The following is a 23,502-nucleotide window of genomic DNA, read 5'->3' as shown; positions in this document are numbered from 1 at the left end:
TTTCCTTGTGCAGCATCAGAAGGGGTAGGCGAGGTCGGCAGGATTGCCCTTGCCGTCCAGGGCTTGCAGGCGCGGCGCGTCCAGCACGTCTGCCCGGCGCCAGCCCGCCACGGCAGCGGCGGCATCGACGGCGTGCGCCCAGGTGCAGCGGTTGGCGTACAGCATGCCTGGCACGTCCAGCGTGCCGCCGCGGCTGATGTAGCCCAGCGCGCGGGTGCGGGCCGGGCCGCCGTCCAGCCGGCGCAGCACGCCCAGCATGGGTTCGGGGCGCGTATGGCACAGCAGCACGCGCGGCAGGCCGGGCGGGAATAGGGCGTGGAGGGCGGCGTCAGGTAGCGTGAATGCCGCTTCGAGTTCGTCGCGCGGGGCGCGCAGGCGGCCCGGCTCCAGCACCACGGACACGCAGCACTCGTGGCCCAGCGCGGCCAGATGGGCGCGCGCCTTCAGGGCTTCTTCGAGCTGGTAGGCGCCGATGGCGACGAATTGCAGGGCGCAGGCTTGCGGGTCGCCGGCGACGTGGGCCGCGCCTTGCTCCACCAATGCCTGCGCCGCCTGGGCGTCGAAGCGCTGCTTGCCGTCGCGCTTGGACACGACCAGGCAGGCGACCTGCGCGCGCTGCGCATAGACCGCGCGCAGCGCCGCCGCGGCGCTGTTGCCGTCCACCGGGAAGAGCACGCGCGAGGTGTCGGACATTTCACCCAGCAAGGCTTCGCCTATGGTGGGGTCCTGGTGCGATTGCTCGTTCTTGGCGTTTTCCCAGGTATGGGAGGTGACCACCAGCGGTACGGACAGCCAGCCCGGGGTTTGTCCCAGTTCCTTCTGGCGGCGCGCGAAGATGATCTCCTGGCGCAGCAGCCCCAGCATCTTCACCGCGAAGGCCTCGTAGCTGACGATGAGGTTCAGGCCGCCCTTGTTCGCCAGCGCGGCGGCGGCCACCGCTTCCTCGTTCAGGGCGGTGATGACGGCGCCGTGCTGGTCTTCGGCCACGCCGGCCTCTGGATGGTCGACGCGGTGCTTCAGCAAGGCCAGCGCGCCGCCCATCTTGTTGCTGGCCAGTTCGTCCGGATTGCCGATGCGCACGCGCAGGCGCGGATTGGCCCGCACCAGTTCGACGAACCAGCGGTCCAGCGCCGCCATAGCGCTGCCCTGGACGCCAGCGGCTTCCCAGGCGGGCTCGGGCAGCGCAGGCGCGTCGGGATGCCGGTGCGCCATGGGGTGCCTGCTTTCCAGCGGGCGGCGCTGCGCATCGTGATTGGCCAGCGCGGCCAGCGCCGCGTCCAGTTCAGGCCCCGGGACGAACAGCCGGGCGGCGCTGGCGTTGAAAGCATCGCGGGCCGCGCTGTCGGTGTGCGGGTTGCCGCCCAGCGGCAGGTTGTGCGCGGCGTTGGTGCCGGCGCCGGGAAAGCCGAATCCCTTTTCGGTTTCGGCGATGACGTAGGGCAGCCGGGCAGGGTACTGGAAGCCTGGCGCCGCCAGGCTTGCGGCCAGCGCGTCTTCCGCCGCCAGGATGGCCCAGGCGATGGCTGCCGGATCGCGGCCGTCGACGATGAGCGGATCGAAGCCGTTGTGGCGCAGGTCCTCGGCCAGCCAATGCGCGCCGCCTTCCTGCACGATCTGCGTGCGCTGCTCGATGCGGCGGCCGTTGAGGATCATGACCGGCACGGCCTGGCCGCAATCCTCGGCCCGCCACCAGCGCGTGGCCCAGTCGGAGCCGCGCTGTTCTTCGAACGCGCCGTCGCTCAGGAATGCCACCAGGCTTTCGCCCGGCAGCGGCATATGCACGTATTGCAGGCCGGCAAAGCCCAGGTAGCCGCCTTCCGACACGGCGCCCGCCGTGTTGGGGCCGGCGTGGCTGCCCAGCGGCACGGCAGGCAATCCGCGGGCGTCGATGGCGTAGGAGTAGAAGTCCGTGATCAGGCGTCCCAGCCCGGCTTCGCTGCGGTCATAGCGGCCGCGCTGCGCGGGCGACACGTCGCCGGTCAAGGCGTTGACGGCTTCGATGGCGGCCACGCAATGGCCTTGGCCCATCAGCCAGCCGCGGGTCTTGCCGCTCAGCGCATTGGCCAGCAGGTAGGCGACGAAGGCGGGCGCCATGTTCAGCGATCCGCCGGTGTGGCCTTCGGGATTGGGTTTGAAGTCGTCGGCTGCCAACGGCCCGCCGTTCAGGTCGATGCGGCGCGCGTAGGTCATGTGGGCCACCACGTTCATGGCGGCGCAGCTGAGGCGGTCGGCCGCGGCCAGCATGCGGTAGGCATCGTCCGCGCTGGCGACGCGGCCGCTGGCCGTCAGGCGCCGCACCAGCGCGTCGACGCGTTCGACGGTGTCAGCGCGGTGCTGGATGGGGCCGTGGCCGGATAGCCAATGCTGGCGGAGCGTCATCGCGGGTTCCTTTCAAATCGGGTGATCAATCGCGCAGATTGCGCAGCAGCGCGTTGGCCAGCAGGGACGCGAGTTCGATGCGGTTGCTGGGATGAGGCACGGCGTCGGTGGAAACGACGCGTTCAAAACAGGCGGATACCTGCGCCCAGGCGTCTTCGGCGAAGAGCGCATGCACCACCACGCATTGCGGCGGCCGCATGCCCGCCAGCTTGCCGGCAGCCACCACCAGGGTGCGGCCGGAAGAGGCGATGTCGTCCACCAGCACCGGCGTGTAGTCGCGCCAGGCGGAGAGATCGGGAGCTTCGATGTCGACCTGCCGGTCGCCGCGGCGGGTCTTGCGCAGCACCACGTGCGGCGCGCCGATGCGCGCGGCGATCGAGCTGGCCCATTGCTCGCTTTCCTCGTCGGGGCCGACGATCAGCGGCGCTTGCACATTGCCGGCAATCCAGCAGGCCAGCCGCGGCGCCGCATGCAGCGTGGTGGTCGGGATGGTGTACAGCGCCGACAGCGACGGATGCCGGTGCAGATGCGGATCGACCGTCAGCAGGCGGTCGAAGGTCGCGGACACCAGGCGCGCGAACGACAGCGAACTGACGCTTTCGCCGTCCTGGAAGCGTTTGTCCTGGCGCATGTAGGCCAGATACGGCGCGATCAGGTTGACCTCGGTGGCGCCCAGTTCGCGCGCAGTGTCGGCCGCGAAGATCAGGCTGAGAAAGCAGGGATCCGGCCGGGCCAGCGTGCAGACGATGTCGACGGCGCGCCCTTGCGGGTCGCCATGCAGCCGCACATAGCTTTCGCCGTCGGGAAAGCGGCGGGTTTCGACAGCGCCGAGTTCGCCTTGGCACAGGGCGGCAAGGCGCTTGGCGAATCCTTCGTTGCCGGGTAGCGGGAGGATAAGTCTTTGCATGAATGCCGGGTCCGCCTGATCGAGGTTGGGGAAACCGAAGAGGCCGGGTGGGCCCCGCGCGGCCCTGGACGGGCCGCGGCATTCTGATTATGGCGCAGGGGCGGGGTTTTTCGACGTCGTACGCCGGTCAAACCTTGATGTAACTCAAAGGTTTTATCAGCGCCGCCGCGCCAGCCAGATGTTCGCGCCGCCGCAGGTCGTATCGCCTTCCACGTGGCGTACCACTTCAAAGCCGGCCTGCCGCAACAACTCGCGGTACTCCGTGGTGTCCAGGCTGCCGTGATAGAGCGGCTGGCCTTCGAATTGGCCAATGGCCTCCCCCAGACACGTTCCGCTGGTGTACATCAGCGCGGCACCCGGCGCGGCGAGGCGTTCAAAGGTCTTGAACATGGGCCGCTGGTCTTCGGGCCGCAGGTGAAAGAAGCTGTGCCAGGCGATCAGCCCGTGGAAGGGACCCAAGGGTGGCAGGTGGCGCATATCCGCTTCAATCCAGCTGTGATCAGGGAACGAGGCTCTTGCCCGCGCAAGCATGGCGTCCGAGGCATCCACACCGGTCAGCCTGCAGCCGCGTTCGATCAGGTGGCGGGCGATGGGGACGCCGGTGCCGCAGCCTATGTCCAGCACTTCGGGAGCGGGGCCGGGCAGCAGGTCCAGGAACGCTTCCAGCCAGGCGCGTTCGACCAGCTGCGTGCCGCGCAGTTTCTCGAAGGCGTCGGCATGTTCGCGATACAGCGCGATCACGTTGTCGGCGGGGGAGGTGGACATCGCGACGTTCCCTAGTAGAGTTGCAAATCCGATCAATAAGCAACGCCCGCGTTGCACAAGGACTTCCATGAGCAAGATCGAGCGTCTGCGCCTTCCCGATGACGATCCCGTCTTTGGCGGCAACCGCATTTTCGACCTGTTCCAGTATTCGCCTGCGGTCACGGCCAACGGGCTGGTTTTCATCGCCGGGCAGATCGGCTTGCGCGCCGACGGCTCGCTGCCCGAATCGGCTGTGGAGCAGGCGGACCTGGCGTTCCAGCGCATCGCCGCGGTGCTCGGCCATCTGGGCCTGGATTTTACCGATGCGGTCGAACTGGTCTCGTATCACGTCGACGTCGGCGCCGACCTTGCCGGCTTCCGCGCGGTGAAGGAAAAGTACATACGTTCCGACTTCCCGGCCTGGACCATATTGGGCGTTGCGGCGCTGGCGCGGCCCGGGCTGGCGGTGGAGATCAAGATGGTCGCGGCGGTGCGGGATTCGAAATAGGGCCGGGAGCGGCGACTCATCAGCCCGGATGGTTGATTCGTCATCCGGGACTTGTACGGCGCGTGGCGAACGGCGAATTTCTCAATTTGCCCAATTTCGCCGCAGCCGCCGCCATGATCTCCCCGCAAGATACTTCCAAGCCAGTCCGCCACGGCTTGCGGCTTACCTGGCTGGCCCTGCTGCTGCAGACGGGGATTGCCACCGTTTACGTATTCGGACGCCCGGCCTGGGCGCAGACGGCGCCGTTGTCCTATGAACTGCGCGGCGCCGACGGCACCTGCTGTTCCAGCGGCGACCACCCCGACAACGGCCATGACGGCCAGTGGGGGCAGCGCGACTTCGTGCAGACGGACAGCAATCAGCGCATCAGCGCCAATGCGCCCGGCCAGACCGGCATCCTGATCGACGTCAGCGGCGGCAAGGGCGGCAACGGCAGGGACGCGGACCCCAACCATTGGGGCGGTAATGGCGGCGGCGGGCGGATCATCGACTACACCTTGGCAGCCAGCACGGTCAATGCCGCCGGCCGCGGGATCGATCTGTACTCCGCGGGGGGCAATGGCGGCCTGTGGGGCAACGCTGACGGGCCCAATGGCGGCTACGGGATAGGCGGCGACGGACACCAGGCGCGAGCCACGTTGAACAACGCCAACGTGGTCGGCGCCGGTTTCGGTGTCGCCGTCCAATCCTGGGGAGGATCGGGGACTGACAGCGCCCTCGCAAAGGGCTTCAGCAGCGCGTACACGTCCGGCCACGGCGGCAATGGCGGCGCCGTGTCCGTGATCCTGCAGGGCGCGACATCGGTGACCGCGCGCGGGCCGGGCCCGGCCGACGTCAGCGCGGCGGTGGGCCTGATATCGTCGGGCGGCAACGGCGGCGCCGCCGAACACACGGGCGACTTTGGCGGACATAGCGATTCAGGCCGCGGCGGGGATGCTTCCAGCGTCGTCTTTACCGCGTCGGCAGGGTCTTCCGTCACCGGGCTGGGCGACGGCGTTTATGGCGTGATCGCCCGCTCCATCGGCGGGAATGCGTCGACCGCCAACGGCACCGACACCAAAGCCGCCGCAGGCGGCAACGCGGGCTCGGTCACCATTGCCAACGGCGGGACCATCAAGGCCAACGGCAATCGCGGCATTGGCATCTACGTGCTGACCCAGGGCGGCAACGGCGGCAATGGCGGCCATGGCTCATGGGCCGAGGGACACAATGGCGGCGCGGGCGGATCGCCTGGCGCGGTTACGATCACCAATACCGGCAAGATCACGACCGGAACCGCCGGCACCGTCGGCGCAAAGGGCATCGTGGCCAGCGTGCTGGGCGGGGAAGGCGGTCCGGCCGGCGCCAGCGGCGCGTTCGGACAAGGCGGCAACGGTGGCGCGGGCGCGCTTGCGGGCCAGGCGATCACCATCACGAACGCAGGCGCCATCAGCACCCTTGGCAACGACGCCGCCGCCGTGATCGCCAACAGCGCGGGCGGCGGCGGCGGGCTGGCCTCTTCCAGCAACGGCATCATCGCCGTGGGCGGCGGGCATGGCGGCACGGGCGGTTCGGGCGGCGGCATCGCCATGGCCAACAGCGGCGGCATCGATACCTCGGGCGACAACAGCGCCGCGGTGCTGCTGCAAAGCATAGGCGGCGGTGGCGGCGTGGGCGGCGACGCCAACAGCACCGGCGTGATCGCGTCGGTCGCCATCGGCGGCACGGGCGGCGCGGCGGGCAACGGCGGCCTGATCCAGTTTTCCTCGCAAGGCAGGATCCAGACCCGGGCCGGTAACGCATCCGGCTTGATACTCCAGAGCATAGGCGGCGGAGGCGGCAGCGGCGGATCGGCCAATGCGGTCGGCGTGGGCGTGGGGCTGAACGTGACGGTGGCTACCGGGGGCAAGGGCGGCAGCGGCGGCTCCGGCGGCACTGTGTTATTCACGCAGGCCCGCCAGGGCACGATCACGACCGTGGGCGCGCACAGCAATGGCGTGTTGGCGCAAAGCATAGGCGGCGGGGGCGGCAGCGGCGGACTGGCGAATTCCCGCGTCGTCACGATCGCGCCGCAATTGGGCGACAACCCGAGCGGCGCCGTCACGGTCGCGGTGTCCAACGGCGGCGCGGGACAAGGAGGCGGCGATGGCGGCACGGCGCGGATCACGAATGAAGGCGGCATCCGCACCTCGGGCGCGCAAGGCAACGGCGTGGTGGCGCAGAGCATTGGCGGCGGCGGAGGCAATGGCGGCGGAGTCCTGGCGCCAGTCAAGACGCCGGTCATAGGCAACACGCGAATCGATCTGCAACTGTCCGTGCGGCATGGCGGGCAGGGTGGGCAAGGCGGCAGCGGCGGCCGCGCGCAGGTCGGCAATGCGGCGACTGGCGTCATCGCAACGGCGGGGGCGGGGGCGGCAGGGATCGTCGCGCAAAGCATAGGCGGCGGCGGGGGGAATGGGGGCATCGTCCAGATGCACGACGCCGCCAGTTTCAATGACATCCTGGGCGCGCCGGGCAGCCTGGCCGGCCTGTTGGAGAAGGCGGCGGACTGGCTGGAGAAGGGTCCGGAACTGGCCTTCAAAAAGGCCGTCAGCCTGTCCGTCGGGGTCGCGACCGGCGGCAGCGGTGGCGCGGGGAACGCCGCAAGCGCATTCGACGTGCGCAACGACGGCGCCATCGCGACGGCGGGAGACCAGGCGCCGGGCATCCTGGCGCAGAGCATCGGCGGCGGTGGCGGCAATGGCGGGGCGATAGATTCGGCCGGGGCATCCACCCTGCTGTCCAGCATCGATGCGCTGATCAATGCCGCCGCGTCCGGCGCGCAGGACCTCTATACGGTGGCGCTGCCTCAGACCAGCATCACCCACCAGACCGGCGGCAACGGCGGCGCGGCCGGCATGGGCGGGGGGAGCGGGTCCGATCCGGCCATCGTCACCAACACGGGAACGATCGCCACGCAAGGCAACGGTTCGGCAGGCATCATTGCCCAGAGCATAGGCGGTGGCGGGGGCAGAAGCGCGGCCAGCGGCCAGGACCTGCAGGCGGTGGTCTCGGCCGGCGCCGGCAGCCAGGCCCCCGAGATCATCGACAAGATCACCCGCATCGTCGGCATCCTGGGAACCAAGGGCGGATCGCTGCTGGGGTCCCTGATCAACGTGCGCAACGGCGGCGTGGACGGGGCCAGCGGCGAGGGCGGCGCAGTGACGGTGGACGCCAGCGCCGCCACCAGCCGCATCGGCACGCAGGGCCGTCAGGCGCCCGGCATCCTGGCCCAGAGCGTGGGCGGGGGCGGCGGCATATCGGTGGTCGATCAGCCCTTGTTCCTGTGGAGCCAGACCGCCGCGACCGTCGCGCTGGGCGGCGACCCCGGGGAGGGCGTGTCGACCAGCACGGGCGGGGCGGTTGGCGTCGTTCATGGCGGCGTTCTCTCGACGGACGCGGGCGGCTCCGCCGGTATCGTGGCGCAAAGCGTGGGTGGCGGGGGCGGCGTCAGCATGCTCGCCCTGCGCAAGGCCAGCCTTGCCGCCATCCAGCAGCAGGCTACCTTGGCGGTCGTCCTGGGCGGCGAGTATCCGTCCAACACCAACGGATTCAACCTGGTCCAGGTATCCGGCGGCGCGGTGAGCGTGGCGAACAATACCGGCCGCGTCGCCACGCAGGGCTGGTGGGCGCCGGGGATCATGGCGCAGAGCGTGGGCGGAGGCGGCGGCATGGCGGCGGCGTCGTCCAGCGCGTCCCTTGGCGGCGTCGATATCCAGTTGGGCAGCACCGCGAAAACCGGCATGGGGGCCTTCCTGGGCAACGCCACCGGCGCCGGGGGCAACGTCAACGTCACGAACACGGGCGGCAGCATCGCCACGAGCGGCGCGCTGTCTTTCGGCATATTGGCGCAGAGTATCGGCGGAGGCGGCGGGTTGGTCACGCTGGATGGCGGCACGGGGCCGGCTGCGAATGCCGTGAACATCACGTTCGGCGCCAGTTCGCCGATGCAGGGACCGGGCGGCGCGGTCAGCGTGACGCAGGACGTGGGCGGACGCATCGTTACGGCCGGCGTCAATTCGCACGGCGTCGTCGCGCAAAGCATAGGCGGCGGGGGCGGCATCGCCGGCTTGGCAACGCAGCCCGGCCTGGTGACGCTGAAGCCCGTCTCGTCTCCCGCGCAAGGCGGAGACGGCAACGCCGTCAACCTGTCCATCGCGGGGCTGATCGCGACCTCGGGCAAGGGCGCCGCCGGGATACTGGCGCAGAGCGTGGGCGGCGGCGGGGGGCTGGCGGGCGACCAGTCATCCGCGCAATACACGACCGGCCTGATCCAGAACGCCGGCCTGACCGGCGGCAAGGGCAATGGCGGCGCGGTCAACGTGGCTATCGGCACGGGCGGCACCGTCCAGACCTCGGGCGCGAACGCGCCTGCGATCCTGGCGATGAGCGTGGGCGGGGGCGGCGTGTTCAAGGACGGCAACCTCTACCAGTACAGCACTCCCGGCAACGAACTGGCCTATGGCGGGCCGGTGAGCGTGGACATCGGCCACGCGGCGCAGGTGGTCGCCACCGGCGCCAATTCTCCGGCCGTGGTTGCCATCAGCAATGGCGCCTATGGCGGAGGCAGGGCCATCTCGATCAACCTGGGCCAGAACGCCCTGGTCAGCGCCAGCGGCGCATCCGGCACGGGCATCCTGGCGATCACGCCACTTGCCAGCGCCACCATCACCAACGCCGGCGTCATCCAGGCCAGGACGGCCATGGAGGTGGCCGGCGCGGCCGTCGTCAACAACAATGGGATCGTGGCGGGCGACGTGCTCCTGGGCAGCGGCAGCATCTTTCACAACAACACCGGCGGCACTTTGTACAGCGGCGCCCGCTTCCAGGGCGACCTGGACAGCGCCGGCATCCTGAATCCGGGCGGACCGGGCGTGTACACGACCACGCGCATTACGGGCGCGCTGAACCATACGGGAACCTACCGGCCCGACTTGAATTTCGGCGGCCACGACAGCGACTTCATTTCGGTAGCGGGCGCTTCGACCTTCGCGGGCACCGTCAAGCCGGTGCTGCGCAATCCCGTGAAGAACGTATGGCTGGGGATAGGCCATTTCGACGCCGCGCAAACCAGCGTTCCCGCGACCGCAAGCGACAGCCCCCTGTTCAGCTACGCGCTGAAGAACAATGGCGCGGGCGGCCTGCGCGACCCGCTCATTTCCGTCGACGCCAACTTCACGCCTGCGGCGTTTCCGCTCACCGCGGATCGCGCGAGGATCGCGAATTCCCTGCAGGCGCTGTGGAACCAGGGGAAAGCAAGCGACGCCTCCACCTTCGACAAGTTCACGGGCGTTCAGAGCGCGGACCAGTACCGCGACGCCCTGAACCGCATCGCCCACGACGGCCAGTTCGCCCGCGCCGCCAACCAGATGCATGCCTCCTACGCGTCGATGAACCGGATGATGAGCTGCCCGGCGTTCGTCGGCGAAAGCACGATCCTGCGCGAAGGCGATTGCGTCTGGACCCGCCTGGACACGAACTGGACCGAACGCAAGTCCACCTCGGACGACGAGGGTTACCGCGTGCGCCAGAGCACGCTCACGCTGGGCGCGCAGCGCGAGATCGCCACCAATTGGTTCCTGGGCGGTTCGTTGAGCTATGCCTACGGCAAGACCACGTCGGCCGCCGACTTCTCGGGCAATAGCGACACCTACGCGGGCGGCCTGGCCTTGAAGTACAACAATGCGCCGTGGCAGGTCTCGCTTGCCGTGCATGGCGGCGTGGAGAAGAGCAGGATGTCGCGCGGCACGCTGGACGGCACGGCCAAGAGCAAGCCGGAATCGTCATTTCTGGCGGCCAGGCTGCGCACCGCCTACGAATTCAGCCAGCCGTCCTGGTACTTGCGGCCCTATGTGGATCTGGACGTGAACCACATCCGGCAGGAGGGCTACAGCGAACAGGGCGCGGGCGCCTTGAACCTGAAGGTGCGCGGCAACGACACGACCTCGTTCATGGCCTCGCCCATGGTGGAGCTGGGCGGGCGCAAGGACCTGGCCAGCGGCGCGACCTTGCGCTCGTACGTGGCCGGCGGGATGAGCTTTCTGAGCGGCGGCGACGTCGTGACCACCATGCAGCTCAGCGGCGCGGGCGCGACGCCCTTCACGCTGCGCTCCGGCATGCCCAGGACCTATGGCAACCTGGCGGCCGGCCTGGAATACGTCACGCCCAAGGGCGTGGAGCTGAAGACGGAATATGCCTTGCGCGGCAATGGGGAATACCGCGACCAGTCCCTGACCCTGCGCGCCGCCTACCGCTTCTGAGCCGGCGGCGCGGCGGGGCGCGGCGGCTACTTGCGAACCCAGCGGCCCTGGCCGCTGTCGTCGTAGAACTTGATGTCGAAGCCCTGGGCCCGTCCCTGGTCCATCCTGAAGTCGATGGACGCCAGCGAGGCGACCAGTTCGGCTTCGCCCACGGGCGCGAAAGCGTAGGTGTCGCCGTCCCAGTGCCGCAAGGGGATGCGCATGCCCTTGGGTCCCAGCACCAGGGTCAGGGCGCCGTTGGCCTCCTGGATCTCGGCGGGGCCGTAGTAGGGGTTGTCGAACCTGCCGGTGTATTGCGACAGTGCTTTCGAAGCTGCGGGCTTGGCGGGATCGGCCTGTCCGGACAGATCGGCCTGGGGTTCGAAGAACGCCTTCATCGCGCCGTTGTAGGCCGCGAACCAGTCGCGCGTGGGTTTGCCGTACAAGGCGGTGTCGGTGAACGATGCCGCGACGGATTCGGCCGCGCCCACCGGCGCGCCATTGGTCAGCACCACGATGCCGATGCCGGCCGAAGGGACGATGCGGAAGGTCGTTCCCGTTCCCATCAGGAAGGCGCCGGAATGCCCCATTGAAGGGCGTCCGCCCAGTTCCGTGTTGACGTTGAAGCCATAGCCGTAGAAGCCGGAGCGCGAGTCCAGGTCATGCGCGCGGGCGCTGAATGCCTGGGGGGAGAGCGCGGGCAATAGCGCGCCGGGGGCGATCAAGGCCTTGCCTTGATATTGCCCGTCCGCGAGCAGCAGCTTCAGCCATTCCGCCAGGTCGACGACGGTGGAGGACACGCCGCCCGCGGGCGCCTGCTGATCGGCGTTGCGCTGGCCCGCGGGCACGAAGCGGCCGTGCTGGTAGGCGTGCAGCACGGCGCGATTGCCGCGCGCCTCGAAGTCGCCGTAACGGTAGCTGGTCGACTTCATGCCCAAGGGCTTGAAAAGCTGGTCGTCGGCCAGTTGCTCCCAGGGGCGTCCGGCGGCCTTGGCCACCGCTTCGGCGCCGATGGTGGTGCTGAAGTTGGCATAGTGGTAGGACGTGCGGAAGGCGTCCAGCGGCAGCAGGCGCAGGCGGGCGATCACGTCGCCGCGGCTGAAGCCCAGGTCTTCGAGATCGTCGCCCGCCGTGCCCGGCAGGCCGGAACGGTGCGCGAAGAAATCGCCGATCGTGGCGCGTTCGGACACATAGGCGTTGCTCAGCCTGAAGTCCGGCAGATAGCGCGAGACCGGATCGTCCCAGGAGGCGCGGCCCTTGGATACTTCAATCGCCGCCACTGTTGCCGACAGCGACTTGGAGATCGATGCGATCTGGAACACGGTCTGCGCATCCACCGGCGCCTGCTTGCCGGCCTCGCGCGTGCCGTATCCCTGCGCCAGCACGGTCTTGCCGTCGATGACCACTGCCACGGCCATGCCCGGCACCTGGCTGCGCCGCATGATGTCCGCGACGATTTGCGGCAGTTCCTGCACGGCGCGTTCCTTGCTGCCAGGCGGGATGGCGACGGCGTCCGCGGGCGGATTCGGCGCGTTGGCGATGGGCACGGGCTGCGACCAGACGGCCGTGCCGCCGCCCAGCGCAAGAAGGATGACTCCGGTGACGAGCGTGTGTTTGCGGTTCATGATGGCCTCAGAATCCTGCTTGGTAAGCGATGCGGAAAACGCCCTGGTTGATGCGCAGGGCCTGGTCGCGCTGATGCGTGAGTCCGGCCTGCACGATGAATCCCATGGGGGTGACGTAGGTGACCGCGCCTGAAATGCCCCAATCCGTGTCGTCTTGCAGGCCATGCTGCGCCAGCTTCTGGCCGTTGCCGGAAAGCTTGCGCACGGCGGCCGTCGCGGTCAGCTGCCAGCGGTCGCGCGACAACGAGACCGAGGTCACGCCGTTGCCGTTGGACACGGGGGCGCCGCGAAAGGCGCTGGAATAAGTGGCTTCGTTGAACCAGCTGAGATTCCACGAGTTGGCCAGCGGCGCGTCGTAGCGCAGCCGGGCCGACACCGTGTTGGCGCTTTTCCCTTGATCCGGATCCAGATGCAGCCGGCCCGCGTCCAGCCCGCCCGACAGTCCTTCCAGTCCGGGCAGATCGCGGAAATCGTAGGAAAGGATGAAGGACTTCAACTGGTCGCTGAACATCGGCGGCTGATCGGGCCCGATGAGGCCGCCGTCTAGGCTGAAGCGTCGGTTCATCGCGGTGTTGTCGCGCTTGAACAGCATGGCGGCCACGGAGTGCGTTCCGCGGCCCGAGGTATCCAGGGTGTAGCGCCCGCCTAGCCCGATCGAGCCGCGGAATTCCGAGTTCTCGTTGAAGCCCGTGTATAAGCCATCGATCACGTGCCAGGCGTCGCCAAAGCCCAGGTCCATCTTGCCGCCGTACAGCGCGTAGTTGTCCGCGGTATAGGCGGCGAACAGGTTGTCCAGATTCACGCCCAGGTCGGAAAACGCATTGTCCTTGGTGTCGTTGGTGGACGAGTTGAACGTCGCCTTGGTGCGGATCGAAAACTGCCGCGTCAGCTGCAGCACCAGGGCCGCCTCCGCCGTGGGCTGCACGCTGCTCCAGTGCGAGCGGGGAAGCTGGCCGTTGTCGTCCTGCACGCCGAAGAAACCGGTATAGCCGGTCATCAGCAGGAAGCGGCCGTTGAGCCGCGGATAGGTTTCGCCGCCCTCGCCCAGCTCGCTGTAGGGCGTGAGGAAGATCTCCGTCTTGAAGATATCCCGGGCTTCCTGCGCGCACGCGCCTTGCGCGGCCACGGCCAGCAGCGCGGCCGCTGCGGCCTGGCGCAGCGGCCGGCGGGGTCCGTTCACCGCGCCAACTCGGCCGCCAGTTCACGCACCTGGGAATGGATGTTGTTGAACATGGCGAAGTTCACGCGGCTGGCGACGACGAACACGCCCAGCCCGCGGTTGGGCGACAGCACGGCGTAGGACATGAAGCCGCCCAGGCCGCCGCTCTTGCCCAGCAGCAAGGGCGTGCCGTTGCGCGGCAGGGTCACCACCCAGCCCAGGCCCATGCCGTCGGCATCGGTGACTTCCGTGCCTACGACGGACTTCAGTCCGTCATAGGGCAGCCACATCGTGTGCGCCAGCAACGACGCCTGCTTCGATTGTTTGGCGCCGTCCAGGTGCCAGCGCATCCAGCGCGCCATGTCGTCGGCGGTGGAGTAGATGCCGGCGCTGGCGTACATCACGTCAGGCACAGGGGCATTGGGATCGGGCTTGTCGAAGGGATCCAGGCCGGTCATCAGGCGCTTTTTCTGCGCGTCGCTCAGCGCATTGGTGGTGTCGGTCATGCCGGCGGGTTTCAGGACTTCGTCGGCCAACACGGTCGAATAGTCCGCGCCGCTGGCCTTGGCCAGCGCATCGCCCAGCAGGCCGAAGCCCAGGTTGGAATACAGCGTGGTGGTGCCGGGCACGTAGGCCGGCTGGTGGCTGCCGACCCACTTCCAGTAATAGGCGCGGTCGAACGCGGCGAACGGATTGTCGGAGGGCTTGGCGTCGGGGTTGGGCAGTTCACGCGGCAGGCCGGCCGAATGCGTGGCCAGGTCCAGCAGGGTCAGCGGACGGCCGTTGACTTGGACCTTGGCGTTTTCCGGCGCATAGTTGGCCAGGGGATCCGTCAGCTTCAGCTTGTCCTTGGCCGCCAGCGCCGCCAATACGTCGCCGGCGAACACCTTGGATACAGAAGCGATCCTGAAAATGGAGCGGCCGTCGGGTTCGACGCCGCTGCCTGGCGCGGTTTCGCCATAGCCCTGAATCACGACCTCATCGCCGCGCACGGCCGCGATGATCAGTCCCGGCGCGCCCGAGTTCAGGTACAGCTGCATGCCGGCCATGGAGACGGCATCCTGCAGCGCCAGGTCGGCCGCGCGGGCCTGGCTGGCGCCCAGTGCGCAGGCGGCGCTCAATGCTAGGGAAGTGATGCGCGGCAGGATGCGGGATGTCAGCATGCGGTTCTCTTTGCGGGACTGTGGGAACGGCTGTTCCTTTGCCTGCGATGATCCCAAAAACCCGTTGCGCGGCCACTTGCGGCAGGACGAAACAACATGCCGGCATGACGAACTGCATATTTCGCAGGCCCGCCCGGTTCAGATTCCCATGCGTTCGCGCAGCGGTTTGCGGTATGAGCGCGACACCGGCCAGGTCTCGTCCACGGCGCGCATCCGGATCAACCACTTGTCGACGCTGCGGCGGTCCACGTCCATGACATGCAATGCGTTTGCAATGGCGGTGCGGTGTACACGGAAGAAGGTCTGTTCCGGCAGCAGGGTCGACCATATGCCGAGCGCGCGCGAGTCCAGCACCATCGACCCGTCTTCCAGCCAGATCTCGCTGTAGTTGCCCGCCGAGCGCACGCCCACGATGGTTTCGGGCTGCACGCCGCGGACCACGCCGCGCATGCTGAGATAGATCACGGACGTGGCGCTGTCGTAGCGTGGCGTGCGTCCGCGTTCGCGGCTGTTGCCGTACTTGGCCTGGCCGATCAGGTTGGCGCATTGGTAGAGGGCGCGGACCTCGTCGGCGGACCAGGTCCGGTGCCGCACGGTGGTGTCGAAGCCGATGATGCCGTAGAGCTTCTTGTCGTGGAAAACCGGCACGCTCAGTACGCTCTTGTTGCCCTGGCGCTGGAACTCGACCTGGATGGCGCGGGCGGTGCGGGGCAGGTCGTTGACGTCGTGGATCGCGACCGCCTGGCCTTTGACCATGAACTTGTGCAGCCAGGCGATCAGCGTGGTCGGCACGTCCTGGAGTTCGGCGACGAAGGGCTCGGTCTTTCCGCGGCACCATTCATGGGTATTGCGCAGGCGCAGCATGTCCGGGCGGTATTCGATCATCCAGGACCGGTCCACGTCCGAGGTCTCGCCCATGTAGGCCAGCTGTTCGGAGATCGCGTCGTCGGCGGGGAGCTTGAGCAGGCTCATCGCGCAGTGGTAGAGCCAGTCCGACGAGGGGTTGGGTTCGAGCAGGGTGGGGGTGTGAGTCTGGTACTGGACTGCATCCTTCACTTGCGGTTCCCCCCTTGCGGCGACATGGCGCTTGGCGCGCGCGGGCCGGACCCCGCGGCTAGGCGGGATTTTCCCTCCGGTAACGAGGGATGACAAGAACCGAAATCATCACCGCACCGTGGTCGGCGTCGCCGCCTGGGACGCTTGCGTCGGCATGCGGCCTACGCTGAGCGTGCCGGGATCCTCGGCAGAGGGGCGCACTACCGCCGCCTTGTTGGCGTCATTGGCGCCGAGCTTGGGCAGGTCGATGGGGCGCGCGGCCACGGTTTCAAAGGGGCCGCCGCCAGCGGATGGCACGCCCTCCAGGGTGACGCCGCGGGTCCAGTTGCCATCGTGGCGCGACAGCACCTCGTAGCGCTGCGGGCCGCCGGTGGCGCGGGCGACGATGTAAAGCGTGCCGTTGACCAGATTGAGCGCGGGCGGTGAGGCCGCCTGGGCGTCCAGCTTGGACGGCCTGCCGTGCTCCACCAGCCAGAGCTGTCCGCCGGCGCGTTCCAATAGCGCGACCATGACGTTGCCGCTGGCATCGGCGCTGATGGCCGGGCGGCCGATGTAGGGCACGCCCATGTCGGTCGGAGAGCCCCAGTCCATGTCGAGATCGGTGGTGTCGCCGGTCTCCATCAACCGGGTCAGGTGGTTGTTGCCGCGCTGGCGGAAATAGAGTTCGACGCGGTTCTGGTGATTGCGGATCGCCGCCAGGCCGCCAGCGGCCTGGGGCGCGGGCACGCGGCGCCAGTCCTGCCATTCGGGGAGCTGGCTCTTGGCGGCAGGCAGTTGGCGGGTGTAGTAGAGCTCGCCAGTCCCGGTGATCGCGAAGATGATGTAGCGTCCGTCGCCACCCAGCGCCGCGGCCGGGGAGCCGGTCACGCCTTCCAGCGGCGGCAGGTCCTGCCAGGCGCCCCAGCTGCCGTCGATGCCGGACGGGGTTATCCAGTGCAGCAGCCCGTCGTAGCCCAGCGCCACGGCGGCGGCCTCGCCGCGCGGCGCCACGGCCGGGATCTGGGTCACGCGCAGGCCGCCCAGCGCCTGCCAGCCCTGCCAGGTGCCGTCATGGCGCTGCTTGTTGGCCCATACGCCGCCCAGCGGGTCGCGCGCCATCAGGCCGGCCGTGCCATCGGTATGGCTGAACGAGACCAGCGGCCCGCTGGTGCGCCCGCCCAGGCTTTGCCAGCGGCGCTCGCCGGTGTCCCAACGGTTCACCGCGCCATTGGTTTCGCCAGCGGCGAACACCACCATGCCGCCGCGCCCGTCCGGGTAGAGCTGCGGCGCGATGTCCTGGCGCGACACGTAATAGGCGCGCTGCACCCAGGCGGCCGCCGGGCCGGCGGGTTCCTTGCAGCCGGTGGGGCCGGCGCAATAGTGGTAGTCGTTCCAGGCGTAGTGCTGGAAGATCAGCGACTTGCTGGCGATCTCCGCCTGGGTCAGGTTGGTGGCGCGTTCCTGGCTGGGGTAATCGACATAGCCCATCTCGGCGTAGTTGCCGGGCGCGCGCAGCATGGCTTCGCGCGCCAGCCGGGCGCTGGCGATATGGTCGGGATGGCCGTGGCCGGCGCAGCGCCAGCACAGCTGCGTGTAAGGCACGGCGATGGTGTCGTCGAGGTGGCGCACCGTGGTCGGCGCGTACTGGCGGATCAGGTCGGCCAGGGTGTCGATCAACTGTTCGCGCGTGTAGGACTCGGCATAGGGGCCCAGCGTGTCGACGTTCTGTCCGGGTACGGATTCGGTGCGGCTCAGCGGCGTCAGGCTGCCCCAGCCCTTGCCCAGCCACGGATCCTTCAGGCGCATGTGCCAAAGCTGCACGCGCGGATTGCCCTTGAGGGTAAAGCGCGCGATGCGCCGTCCGCCCGCGGTGCCGGAGTCTTCCTTCCATTCGTCCGGTTGATGCGCCATGTAGGCATAGGCGGAGCGCACGCCGCGTTCGCGTCCCAGCATGTAGCTTTCGCCTTCACCGGCATCGCTGGCGGTCAGGTAGACCAGCCGCACGCAGCCCCCTGCCTGGATGTTGGAGGCAATGTCCGGGTTCATGAACAGCAGGTCGTCGTCCAGGTGGGCGACGAAAGCCATATCCTTGATGCCATGGCATTGCGCCAGCGTCGGTGGTGCGGCGTAGACCTGGGCGCAGAGCAGGGTGGCGACGGTACAGAATAGCGCCCGGCCAACGGGGCGCAGCATGGCCAACAAGACGTGCATAACGGGGCGCAGCAGAAAAGGCGCGGCGCGTAAAGGGTATTGAGGTGAGATCAGTATAGCGGCGCGGAATTGCAATAAATGGGGGCGGTACAGGCCGCTTCGTAAGCTCGGTCGCGGCCCGGCACGGCCCACTGCGCGCGCTAGCGATCCGGCGCGGTTGCCGCCTTGTCGCCCCGGTACGGGCTGAGATCCAGCCCCGCCTGCTGGAAGCGCCGCACGATTGCCGGCAGTTGCTTGCTCTGGCTTGCGCCGTCGACGCCCTGGATGGCCTGGCGGCACGTCTCGATGTTCTTCGGACAGCCGTGGCCGGGCTCCAGCAGGCTGGCGTACACCGATATATTGACGGCCAGCTGGGACACTTGGATGTCGGTCGGCTTGCCCAGGTAGAAGTCGTCCAGGTCGCGCTTCAGGCGGGCGGCTTCCGCTTTGCCGGCAGGGGCCGCGTCGCGGCAGTCCATGAAGGTGGGGGAATGGTCGACCCACTGCATGCGGCGGCATGCCAGGGCCAGGTGCGCGGACGGCGTGAGGCCGGCGGGCAGATGCGCCCGGACCGTCGGCGATCCGGCGGTGGCGAACGATACGGCCTGTCCGTCCCTACGCTTGCCGGCATCGATCGGGCCGGCGATCAGCATGTTCATATCCAGCGACGCGGGAAAGCGCGCGGTCGGGCCGTTGGCATAGGCCCGGGACACGGTTTCGGCGGTCGCCGCGGGCAGGCCGAGCCTTGCTCCGATAAGGCTGTTGCCGCCTTGCAGGTAGGTGTCGAGCTCGTCGCGCAGCACCGCTTCCAGCACCGCCGCCTCGGTGGCGGAAAGACTGTAGGCGGCGCTGGCCAGCGTGGGGACCACCAGGCCCAATATCGCGCAGAGCTTTTTCATGGATATGTTTCGGCGGTGTGGTTCGGCGCGCAAGCGTAACCGGTTTGCGCGCGTTGCGTGGATGGCATCAGTTCGCGCCGGCGCTGGCCAGCAGCCAGTCGCGCAGGCGTTCGTGCGCGGCGTCGGCGCGGACCGCATCCTTGCGCAGGCACAGGCTGAAGGCCGCGCCGCTTTCGACGAAGCCCAGCGGCGCGGCCAGCCTGCCTCGGTGCAGTTCGGCCTCCACCAGCACCGCCGGCGCGATGGCCACGCCCAGCCCGGCCGCGGCGGCTTCCAGCATGTGGCCCAGATGGTCGAACTCGCGCCCGGCTTGCCGTGGCGTCAGCGCGATGCCCTGGCGCGCCGCCCAATCCTTCCAGGCGTCGGGCCGCGAACTGGTGTGCAGCAGCGGCATGCCCTGCACGTCGGCCGCGCTGCGGATACGCGCGGCCAGGGCCGGGGTGCAGACCGGACCTATGGTTTCGGCGAAGAGCGGCGTGACATCCCATTCTTGCGGCCAGGCGCGTCCGGCCAGGATCAGCGCGTCCACGCGCTGTGTGTTCAGCAGGGCGGCGTCGGCGGCTGTCTGCAGCCTGATGCGGATGTCCGGATGCTGGGCTTCGAACCGGTCAAGCCGCGGGATCAGCCAGTTGGAAAGAAAGCTGGCGGGCGCGCCCACCGCCAGTTCCGCTGGCTGCGTGCCGCGCCTGAGTTCATCGCAGCGGCGTTCCAGCAGGTCGAAGGCATCATGCGCGGCGCGCTGCAGGTCCAGGCCCGCCGCGGTCAGGTGGACGCGCCCGGCGCGGCGCTCGAACAAGGCGCAGCCCAGCCAGTCTTCCAGCTGCCGGATCTGCTGGCTGACCGCGCTGTGGGTTACGCAGAGTTCCTTGGCGGCCAGCGTGAAGCTTGCCTGGCGAGCCGCGCTGTCGAAGAAGCGCAGGGCATTGAGGGACGGCAGGCGTCGCATAACTGTTAGCTGACCTTACATATATGGGAAATAAATCATTGATTCAAATAAATATTTTGTGAAGATAGCATAAGGCAAGTTATCTCTATCCCGTCACGGAAAACTTGCCCATGCCATCCGCCATCCATCCGGCCGCGCCCGACAGCCGAGGCCAATTCGGCCCCTACGGCGGCCGCTACATGCCCGAAACGCTGGTCCCCGCCCTGGACGAACTCGAACGCCAGTTCAAGGCGGCTTTGGCGGACGAAGCCTTCTGGCAGACCTACCGCGGCCTGCTGGCCGACTATGTGGGCCGGCCGAGCCCGCTGTTCCTGGCCCGCGGCGTTTCCGAGGAGCTGGGCGGCGCGCAGGTCTACCTCAAGCGCGAAGACCTCAACCACACCGGCGCGCACAAGATCAACAATTGCCTGGGGCAGATCCTGCTGGCTCGCCGCATGGGCAAGCGCCGCATCATTGCTGAAACCGGCGCGGGACAGCATGGCGTGGCCACCGCCACGGTCTGCGCCCTGTTCGGCCTGCAGTGCGTGGTCTACATGGGCGCCGAGGACATGGAGCGCCAGTCCGTCAACGTGCGCCGCATGCGCATGCTGGGCGCCGAGGTGCGCGCGGTGCATGCCGGCACCGCCACGCTGAAGGACGCCATGAACGAGGCCTTGCGCGACTGGATCGCCCACCCGGCCGACACGTACTACCTGCTGGGTACCGGCGCCGGACCGCACCCCTATCCCTGGCTGGTGCGCGAGTTCCAGAAGGTGATCGGGGAGGAGACGCGCCAGCAGATCGCGGCCAAGACCGGCCGCATGCCCGACGCCATGGTGGCTTGCGTGGGCGGAGGCTCCAACGCGATGGGTTTCTTCTATCCCTTCCTGGAGCGTGCGGACGTGCGCCTGTACGGCGTGGAAGCCGGCGGGCTGGGTCTGGCCAGCGGGGCCCACGCGGCCAGCATCAGCGCGGGCTACGAGGGCGTGCTGCACGGCTGTCGCAGCTATTACCTGCAGGACGAAGACGGCCAGATCGTCAACGCGCATTCGATATCGGCCGGCCTCGACTATCCCGGCGTCGGTCCCGAGCACGCCTTGCTGCATGATCGCAAACGCGTGGACTACGTGTCGGTCACGGACGCCGAGGCCGTATCGGCCTTCCATTGGCTGACGCGCAAGGAAGGCATCCTGCCCGCGCTGGAAAGCGCGCATGCGCTGGCCTACGTGCGCAAGATGGCGCCGCGGATGGGGCGTGACGAGATTCTCGTCGTATGCCTGAGCGGACGCGGCGACAAGGACATGGACACGGTGACTCAATTTGGCGAGGTGGCGGCATGACCCGGCTTGATCGAACCCTGGCAGCGCTGCGCCAATCCGGCCGCAGTGGGCTGGTGACCTATTTTGCGGCGGGCGATCCCGATCCCGCCGCATGCCTGGAGCTGCTGCGCGGCTTGGGCGCGGCGGGCGCGGACGTGATCGAACTCGGCATGCCGTTCAGCGATCCGGTCGCGGACGGTCCCGTGCTGCAACAGGCCAACGTGCGCGCGCTGGCCGGCGGCCAGACCCTGAGGCGCACGCTGGCCCTGGTGCGCGATTTCCGCGAGGCGGACGCGCATACGCCCGTGGTGCTGATGGGCTATCTGAATCCCATCCTGCGGCGTGGCGTTGACGGCTTTATCGAGGACGCGGCCGCGGCGGGCGTGGATGGCCTGATCATCATCGACCTGCCGCTTGAACACGCTGACGAGATCGGCGGCGCGGCGCGCGCGCATGGCCTGCATCTGATCCGCATGTCCGCGCCGACGTCCGAGAACGCGCGGCTGGCGGGCTTGCTGCGCGACGCCAGCGGCTTCGTCTATCACATCATGCTGGCCGGCACGACGGGTGCGGACCTGCCCGACGAGCGCCGCATCGCCCAGGACTTGGAGCGGCTGCGTTCGCATACCCGGCTGCCGGTGGCCGCGGGCTTCGGCGTGCGCTCGCCCGACGAAGCCCGGCTCGTCGCCAGGCATGCCGATCTCGTCGTGGTGGGTTCGCGGCTGGCGCAAGTGCTGGCCGAGCAGGGCGTGGCGGGCGCCCTGGACGAGGTGCGCGGGCTGGCGGCAGCGTTGCGCCAGCGAGGCGCCGCCGCATAGTCAGGCCGCCCGGCGGGTGTCGGTCCGGCGCATGTCAGCCCGAGGGATGTCACTGCACCTTGAGTTCGATGTCCCGCGCGACCTCTCCCAGGCGGGTGAAATCCGCCTGCGCGCGTTCCCTGGCCTGTTGCGGCGTATTGGCGACGATGACCCAGCCCAGATCCTTGAGCTTGCGTTCGGTGTCCGCGCCTCTCAGTCCGGCGACCAGAGCGCCGTGCAGCTTTTCGATCACGGCATCGGGCGTGCCCTTGGGCGCGGCCAATCCGAACCAGCCCGCCGGCACCAGGCCGGTAATGCCCAGTTCCTTGGCCGTGGGGACTTTGGGATAACCGTCGAATCGATAGTCGCTGGTGACGAACAGGGCCGTGGTCTTGCCCGCGCTGACGTAGGGAATCTGCGAGGCCGCGTTGTCCATCATCGAATCGATGTGGCCGCCCAGCAGGTCGTTGACGGCGGGCGCGGCTCCCTTGTACGCGACGATGTTCAGGTTCAGGCCAGCCTGCTTGGCGAAGGCGGCCTGCGTCAGGTGGGCCTGCGTGCCCAGACCGGCGTTGGCCGAGGTCAGGCCGGCGGGCTTTTGCCGCGCCAGCGCCTGGAAGGCGGTGTAGTCCTGCGCGGGGAAATCCTTGTTGACCACGAAGACGAAGGGCACTTCCACCGCGATGGAGATATGCGCCAGGTCGTCCACCGGCTGGTAGCGCAGCGTGTAGATGTGCGGATTGACGGCGATGGTGCCGCTGGCCGACAGCAGCAGCGTATAGCCGTCGGGCGCCGCGCGCACCACGTGCTCGGTGGCGATCGAACCGCCGGCGCCCGGCCGGCTTTCGACGATGACGGGCTGGCCCAGCTGCTTTTGCAGCGACTCCGCGATCAGGCGCGTCAGCGTGTCGGAAGCGGAGCCGGGCGCGTAGGGATAGACGATGGTGATCGGCTTGGCCGGGTAGGCGTCCGGCGCCGCCTGGGCGGCGGCGGGGCCCAGGCACAACAGCAGGGCGGCGATATGGCTGCGTAGGCGCTTCATGATTTCCCCTTGTGGTTTTGGGAGGTTCGGATGATGTCCTGTACTACGGGTATGGCCAGCGCCGCATACCAGCCCAGTTCCGCGAGCATGTCGCGCCGGTACCAGCCGGCCTGGTGCAGCAGATTCAATGAGCCCAGCGTCCGCCCGTTCCAGCGCACCGGCACGTTGACGGCGCTGGCGCAGCCCAGCGAGGCGATCAGTTCATGGTCGGGAAAGGCCCGTTCGCAGTCGCCGCGATCCATGCACAGGCGCGCCTCGCCTTGCTGCACCACGGTGGCGAAGAACTCGCTGTCGTGGCGCATGGGCTTGCTGCCGCCGGCGGGATAGGCCGCGGGCTGGCTGGAGTAGTAGCGACGGTTCAGTCCCGCCTCCCAGTCCAGCACCAGCACGGTGAACAGGCGGTAGCCGATGCGCTGCTGCAACGCCTGGCCCAGCGCGCGCAGGCCGGCGCCGGGCTGGCCGTCCAGCGCCAGGCCGCAGGCCACGGCTTGCAGGGACGATTCGGAGGAAATGGAGACTGCGGTCATGGGGCCATCTGGGGCGATTCGGGAGG

Annotated in this window: 16 protein-coding genes; 4 read left to right on the top strand and 12 right to left on the bottom strand. The window is 68.5% G+C overall.

Translation table 11 applies throughout. The annotated features are described in order from the left end of the window. Positions 1-15: 15 nt before the first annotated feature. The 3 genes from ACM1PE_RS22825 to ACM1PE_RS22815 form a co-directional block, all read right to left on the bottom strand. Positions 16-2,379 carry a xylulose 5-phosphate 3-epimerase gene (locus ACM1PE_RS22825; protein ID WP_419341037.1) on the bottom strand — a complete coding sequence of 788 codons (2,364 nt, stop codon included), beginning with the start codon at positions 2,377-2,379 and terminating at the stop codon, positions 16-18. A gap of 25 nt (positions 2,380-2,404) precedes the next feature. Continuing rightward, positions 2,405-3,286: a ribose-phosphate pyrophosphokinase gene (locus ACM1PE_RS22820; RefSeq protein WP_059378655.1), complete on the bottom strand. Its 882-nt coding sequence runs from the start codon at positions 3,284-3,286 to the stop codon at positions 2,405-2,407. A gap of 156 nt (positions 3,287-3,442) precedes the next feature. Beyond that, entirely contained in the window at positions 3,443-4,051 is a 609-nt protein-coding gene (locus ACM1PE_RS22815; RefSeq protein ID WP_059378657.1) for a class I SAM-dependent methyltransferase, read from the bottom strand. Positions 4,052-4,118: 67 nt separating this feature from the next. Here ACM1PE_RS22815 and ACM1PE_RS22810 point away from each other — a divergent pair, with 67 nt between their 5' ends. Beyond that, positions 4,119-4,538: a RidA family protein gene (locus ACM1PE_RS22810; RefSeq protein ID WP_118931292.1), complete on the top strand. Its 420-nt coding sequence runs from the start codon at positions 4,119-4,121 to the stop codon at positions 4,536-4,538. A 113-nt stretch (positions 4,539-4,651) separates the two neighbouring features. Further along, positions 4,652-10,816 (top strand): autotransporter outer membrane beta-barrel domain-containing protein, encoded by a 6,165-nt coding sequence (locus ACM1PE_RS22805; protein ID WP_419341034.1) that lies wholly within the window; start codon positions 4,652-4,654, stop codon positions 10,814-10,816. Between the two features lie 26 nt (positions 10,817-10,842). Here ACM1PE_RS22805 and ACM1PE_RS22800 read toward each other — a convergent pair whose 3' ends face one another. The 7 genes from ACM1PE_RS22800 to ACM1PE_RS22770 all read right to left on the bottom strand — a co-directional run bounded on the left by ACM1PE_RS22800 (position 10,843) and on the right by ACM1PE_RS22770 (position 19,812). Beyond that, positions 10,843-12,420: a serine hydrolase gene (locus ACM1PE_RS22800; protein WP_419341033.1), complete on the bottom strand. Its 1,578-nt coding sequence runs from the start codon at positions 12,418-12,420 to the stop codon at positions 10,843-10,845. Between the two features lie 7 nt (positions 12,421-12,427). Then, complete coding sequence (locus ACM1PE_RS22795; RefSeq protein ID WP_240633171.1) at positions 12,428-13,600, bottom strand: hypothetical protein; 1,173 nt, start codon at positions 13,598-13,600, stop codon at positions 12,428-12,430. Continuing rightward, complete coding sequence (gene ampH / locus ACM1PE_RS22790; protein WP_419341031.1) at positions 13,597-14,742, bottom strand: D-alanyl-D-alanine-carboxypeptidase/endopeptidase AmpH; 1,146 nt, start codon at positions 14,740-14,742, stop codon at positions 13,597-13,599. Before ampH ends, ACM1PE_RS22795 begins: the two co-directional genes overlap by 4 nt. 138 nt (positions 14,743-14,880) lie before the next feature. Beyond that, positions 14,881-15,798 (bottom strand): GAF domain-containing DNA-binding protein, encoded by a 918-nt coding sequence (locus tag ACM1PE_RS22785; RefSeq protein WP_306635688.1) that lies wholly within the window; start codon positions 15,796-15,798, stop codon positions 14,881-14,883. A gap of 108 nt (positions 15,799-15,906) precedes the next feature. Next, positions 15,907-17,988, bottom strand: coding sequence for a PIG-L family deacetylase (locus ACM1PE_RS22780; RefSeq protein ID WP_419341029.1), 2,082 nt, complete (start codon positions 17,986-17,988; stop codon positions 15,907-15,909). 140 nt (positions 17,989-18,128) lie between these two features. Then, positions 18,129-18,866 (bottom strand): hypothetical protein, encoded by a 738-nt coding sequence (locus ACM1PE_RS22775; protein ID WP_419341027.1) that lies wholly within the window; start codon positions 18,864-18,866, stop codon positions 18,129-18,131. 67 nt (positions 18,867-18,933) lie between these two features. Continuing rightward, positions 18,934-19,812 (bottom strand): LysR substrate-binding domain-containing protein, encoded by an 879-nt coding sequence (locus ACM1PE_RS22770; protein ID WP_419341025.1) that lies wholly within the window; start codon positions 19,810-19,812, stop codon positions 18,934-18,936. Between the two features lie 110 nt (positions 19,813-19,922). Here ACM1PE_RS22770 and trpB point away from each other — a divergent pair, with 110 nt between their 5' ends. Together trpB and trpA are read left to right on the top strand one after the other, a co-directional pair. Next, complete coding sequence (trpB, locus tag ACM1PE_RS22765) at positions 19,923-21,131, top strand: tryptophan synthase subunit beta (RefSeq protein ID WP_419341023.1); 1,209 nt, start codon at positions 19,923-19,925, stop codon at positions 21,129-21,131. Next, complete coding sequence (gene trpA, locus ACM1PE_RS22760; protein ID WP_059378669.1) at positions 21,128-21,928, top strand: tryptophan synthase subunit alpha; 801 nt, start codon at positions 21,128-21,130, stop codon at positions 21,926-21,928. The genes trpB and trpA overlap by 4 nt, the downstream gene beginning before the upstream one ends. 49 nt (positions 21,929-21,977) lie before the next feature. Here the strand turns inward: trpA and ACM1PE_RS22755 are convergent, their stop codons facing one another. Then, the gene (locus tag ACM1PE_RS22755) at positions 21,978-22,949 is read right to left on the bottom strand and encodes a Bug family tripartite tricarboxylate transporter substrate binding protein (RefSeq protein ID WP_419341022.1); all 972 of its coding nucleotides are present in this window, start codon (positions 22,947-22,949) and stop codon (positions 21,978-21,980) included. Then, positions 22,946-23,476, bottom strand: a complete 531-nt coding sequence (locus ACM1PE_RS22750; RefSeq protein WP_059378853.1) for a GAF domain-containing protein — start codon at positions 23,474-23,476, stop codon at positions 22,946-22,948. Before ACM1PE_RS22750 ends, ACM1PE_RS22755 begins: the two co-directional genes overlap by 4 nt. Positions 23,477-23,502: the final 26 nt, after the last annotated feature.

It is taken from the genome of Achromobacter sp. PD1, from assembly GCF_048541815.1.
Classification (GTDB): Bacteria; Pseudomonadota; Gammaproteobacteria; order Burkholderiales; family Burkholderiaceae_B; genus Achromobacter; species Achromobacter bronchisepticus_A.
Note: the sequence above shows the minus strand (reverse complement) of the source record. Positions and strands in the feature narration are given on the sequence as shown.

Bases quoted from the DNA above. Each gene is read 5' to 3' on its own strand.
- ACM1PE_RS22825 (WP_419341037.1), bottom strand. From the start codon at position 2,379: ATGACGCTCCGCCAGCATTGGCTATCCGGCCACGGCCCCATCCAGCAC.
- ACM1PE_RS22820 (WP_059378655.1), bottom strand. From the start codon at position 3,286: ATGCAAAGACTTATCCTCCCGCTACCCGGCAACGAAGGATTCGCCAAG.
- ACM1PE_RS22815 (WP_059378657.1), bottom strand. From the start codon at position 4,051: ATGTCCACCTCCCCCGCCGACAACGTGATCGCGCTGTATCGCGAACAT.
- ACM1PE_RS22810 (WP_118931292.1), top strand. From the start codon at position 4,119: ATGAGCAAGATCGAGCGTCTGCGCCTTCCCGATGACGATCCCGTCTTT.
- ACM1PE_RS22805 (WP_419341034.1), top strand. From the start codon at position 4,652: ATGATCTCCCCGCAAGATACTTCCAAGCCAGTCCGCCACGGCTTGCGG.
- ACM1PE_RS22800 (WP_419341033.1), bottom strand. From the start codon at position 12,420: ATGAACCGCAAACACACGCTCGTCACCGGAGTCATCCTTCTTGCGCTG.
- ampH (WP_419341031.1), bottom strand. From the start codon at position 14,742: ATGCTGACATCCCGCATCCTGCCGCGCATCACTTCCCTAGCATTGAGC.
- ACM1PE_RS22780 (WP_419341029.1), bottom strand. From the start codon at position 17,988: ATGCACGTCTTGTTGGCCATGCTGCGCCCCGTTGGCCGGGCGCTATTC.
- ACM1PE_RS22775 (WP_419341027.1), bottom strand. From the start codon at position 18,866: ATGAAAAAGCTCTGCGCGATATTGGGCCTGGTGGTCCCCACGCTGGCC.
- ACM1PE_RS22770 (WP_419341025.1), bottom strand. From the start codon at position 19,812: ATGCGACGCCTGCCGTCCCTCAATGCCCTGCGCTTCTTCGACAGCGCG.
- trpB (WP_419341023.1), top strand. From the start codon at position 19,923: ATGCCATCCGCCATCCATCCGGCCGCGCCCGACAGCCGAGGCCAATTC.
- trpA (WP_059378669.1), top strand. From the start codon at position 21,128: ATGACCCGGCTTGATCGAACCCTGGCAGCGCTGCGCCAATCCGGCCGC.
- ACM1PE_RS22755 (WP_419341022.1), bottom strand. From the start codon at position 22,949: ATGAAGCGCCTACGCAGCCATATCGCCGCCCTGCTGTTGTGCCTGGGC.
- ACM1PE_RS22750 (WP_059378853.1), bottom strand. From the start codon at position 23,476: ATGACCGCAGTCTCCATTTCCTCCGAATCGTCCCTGCAAGCCGTGGCC.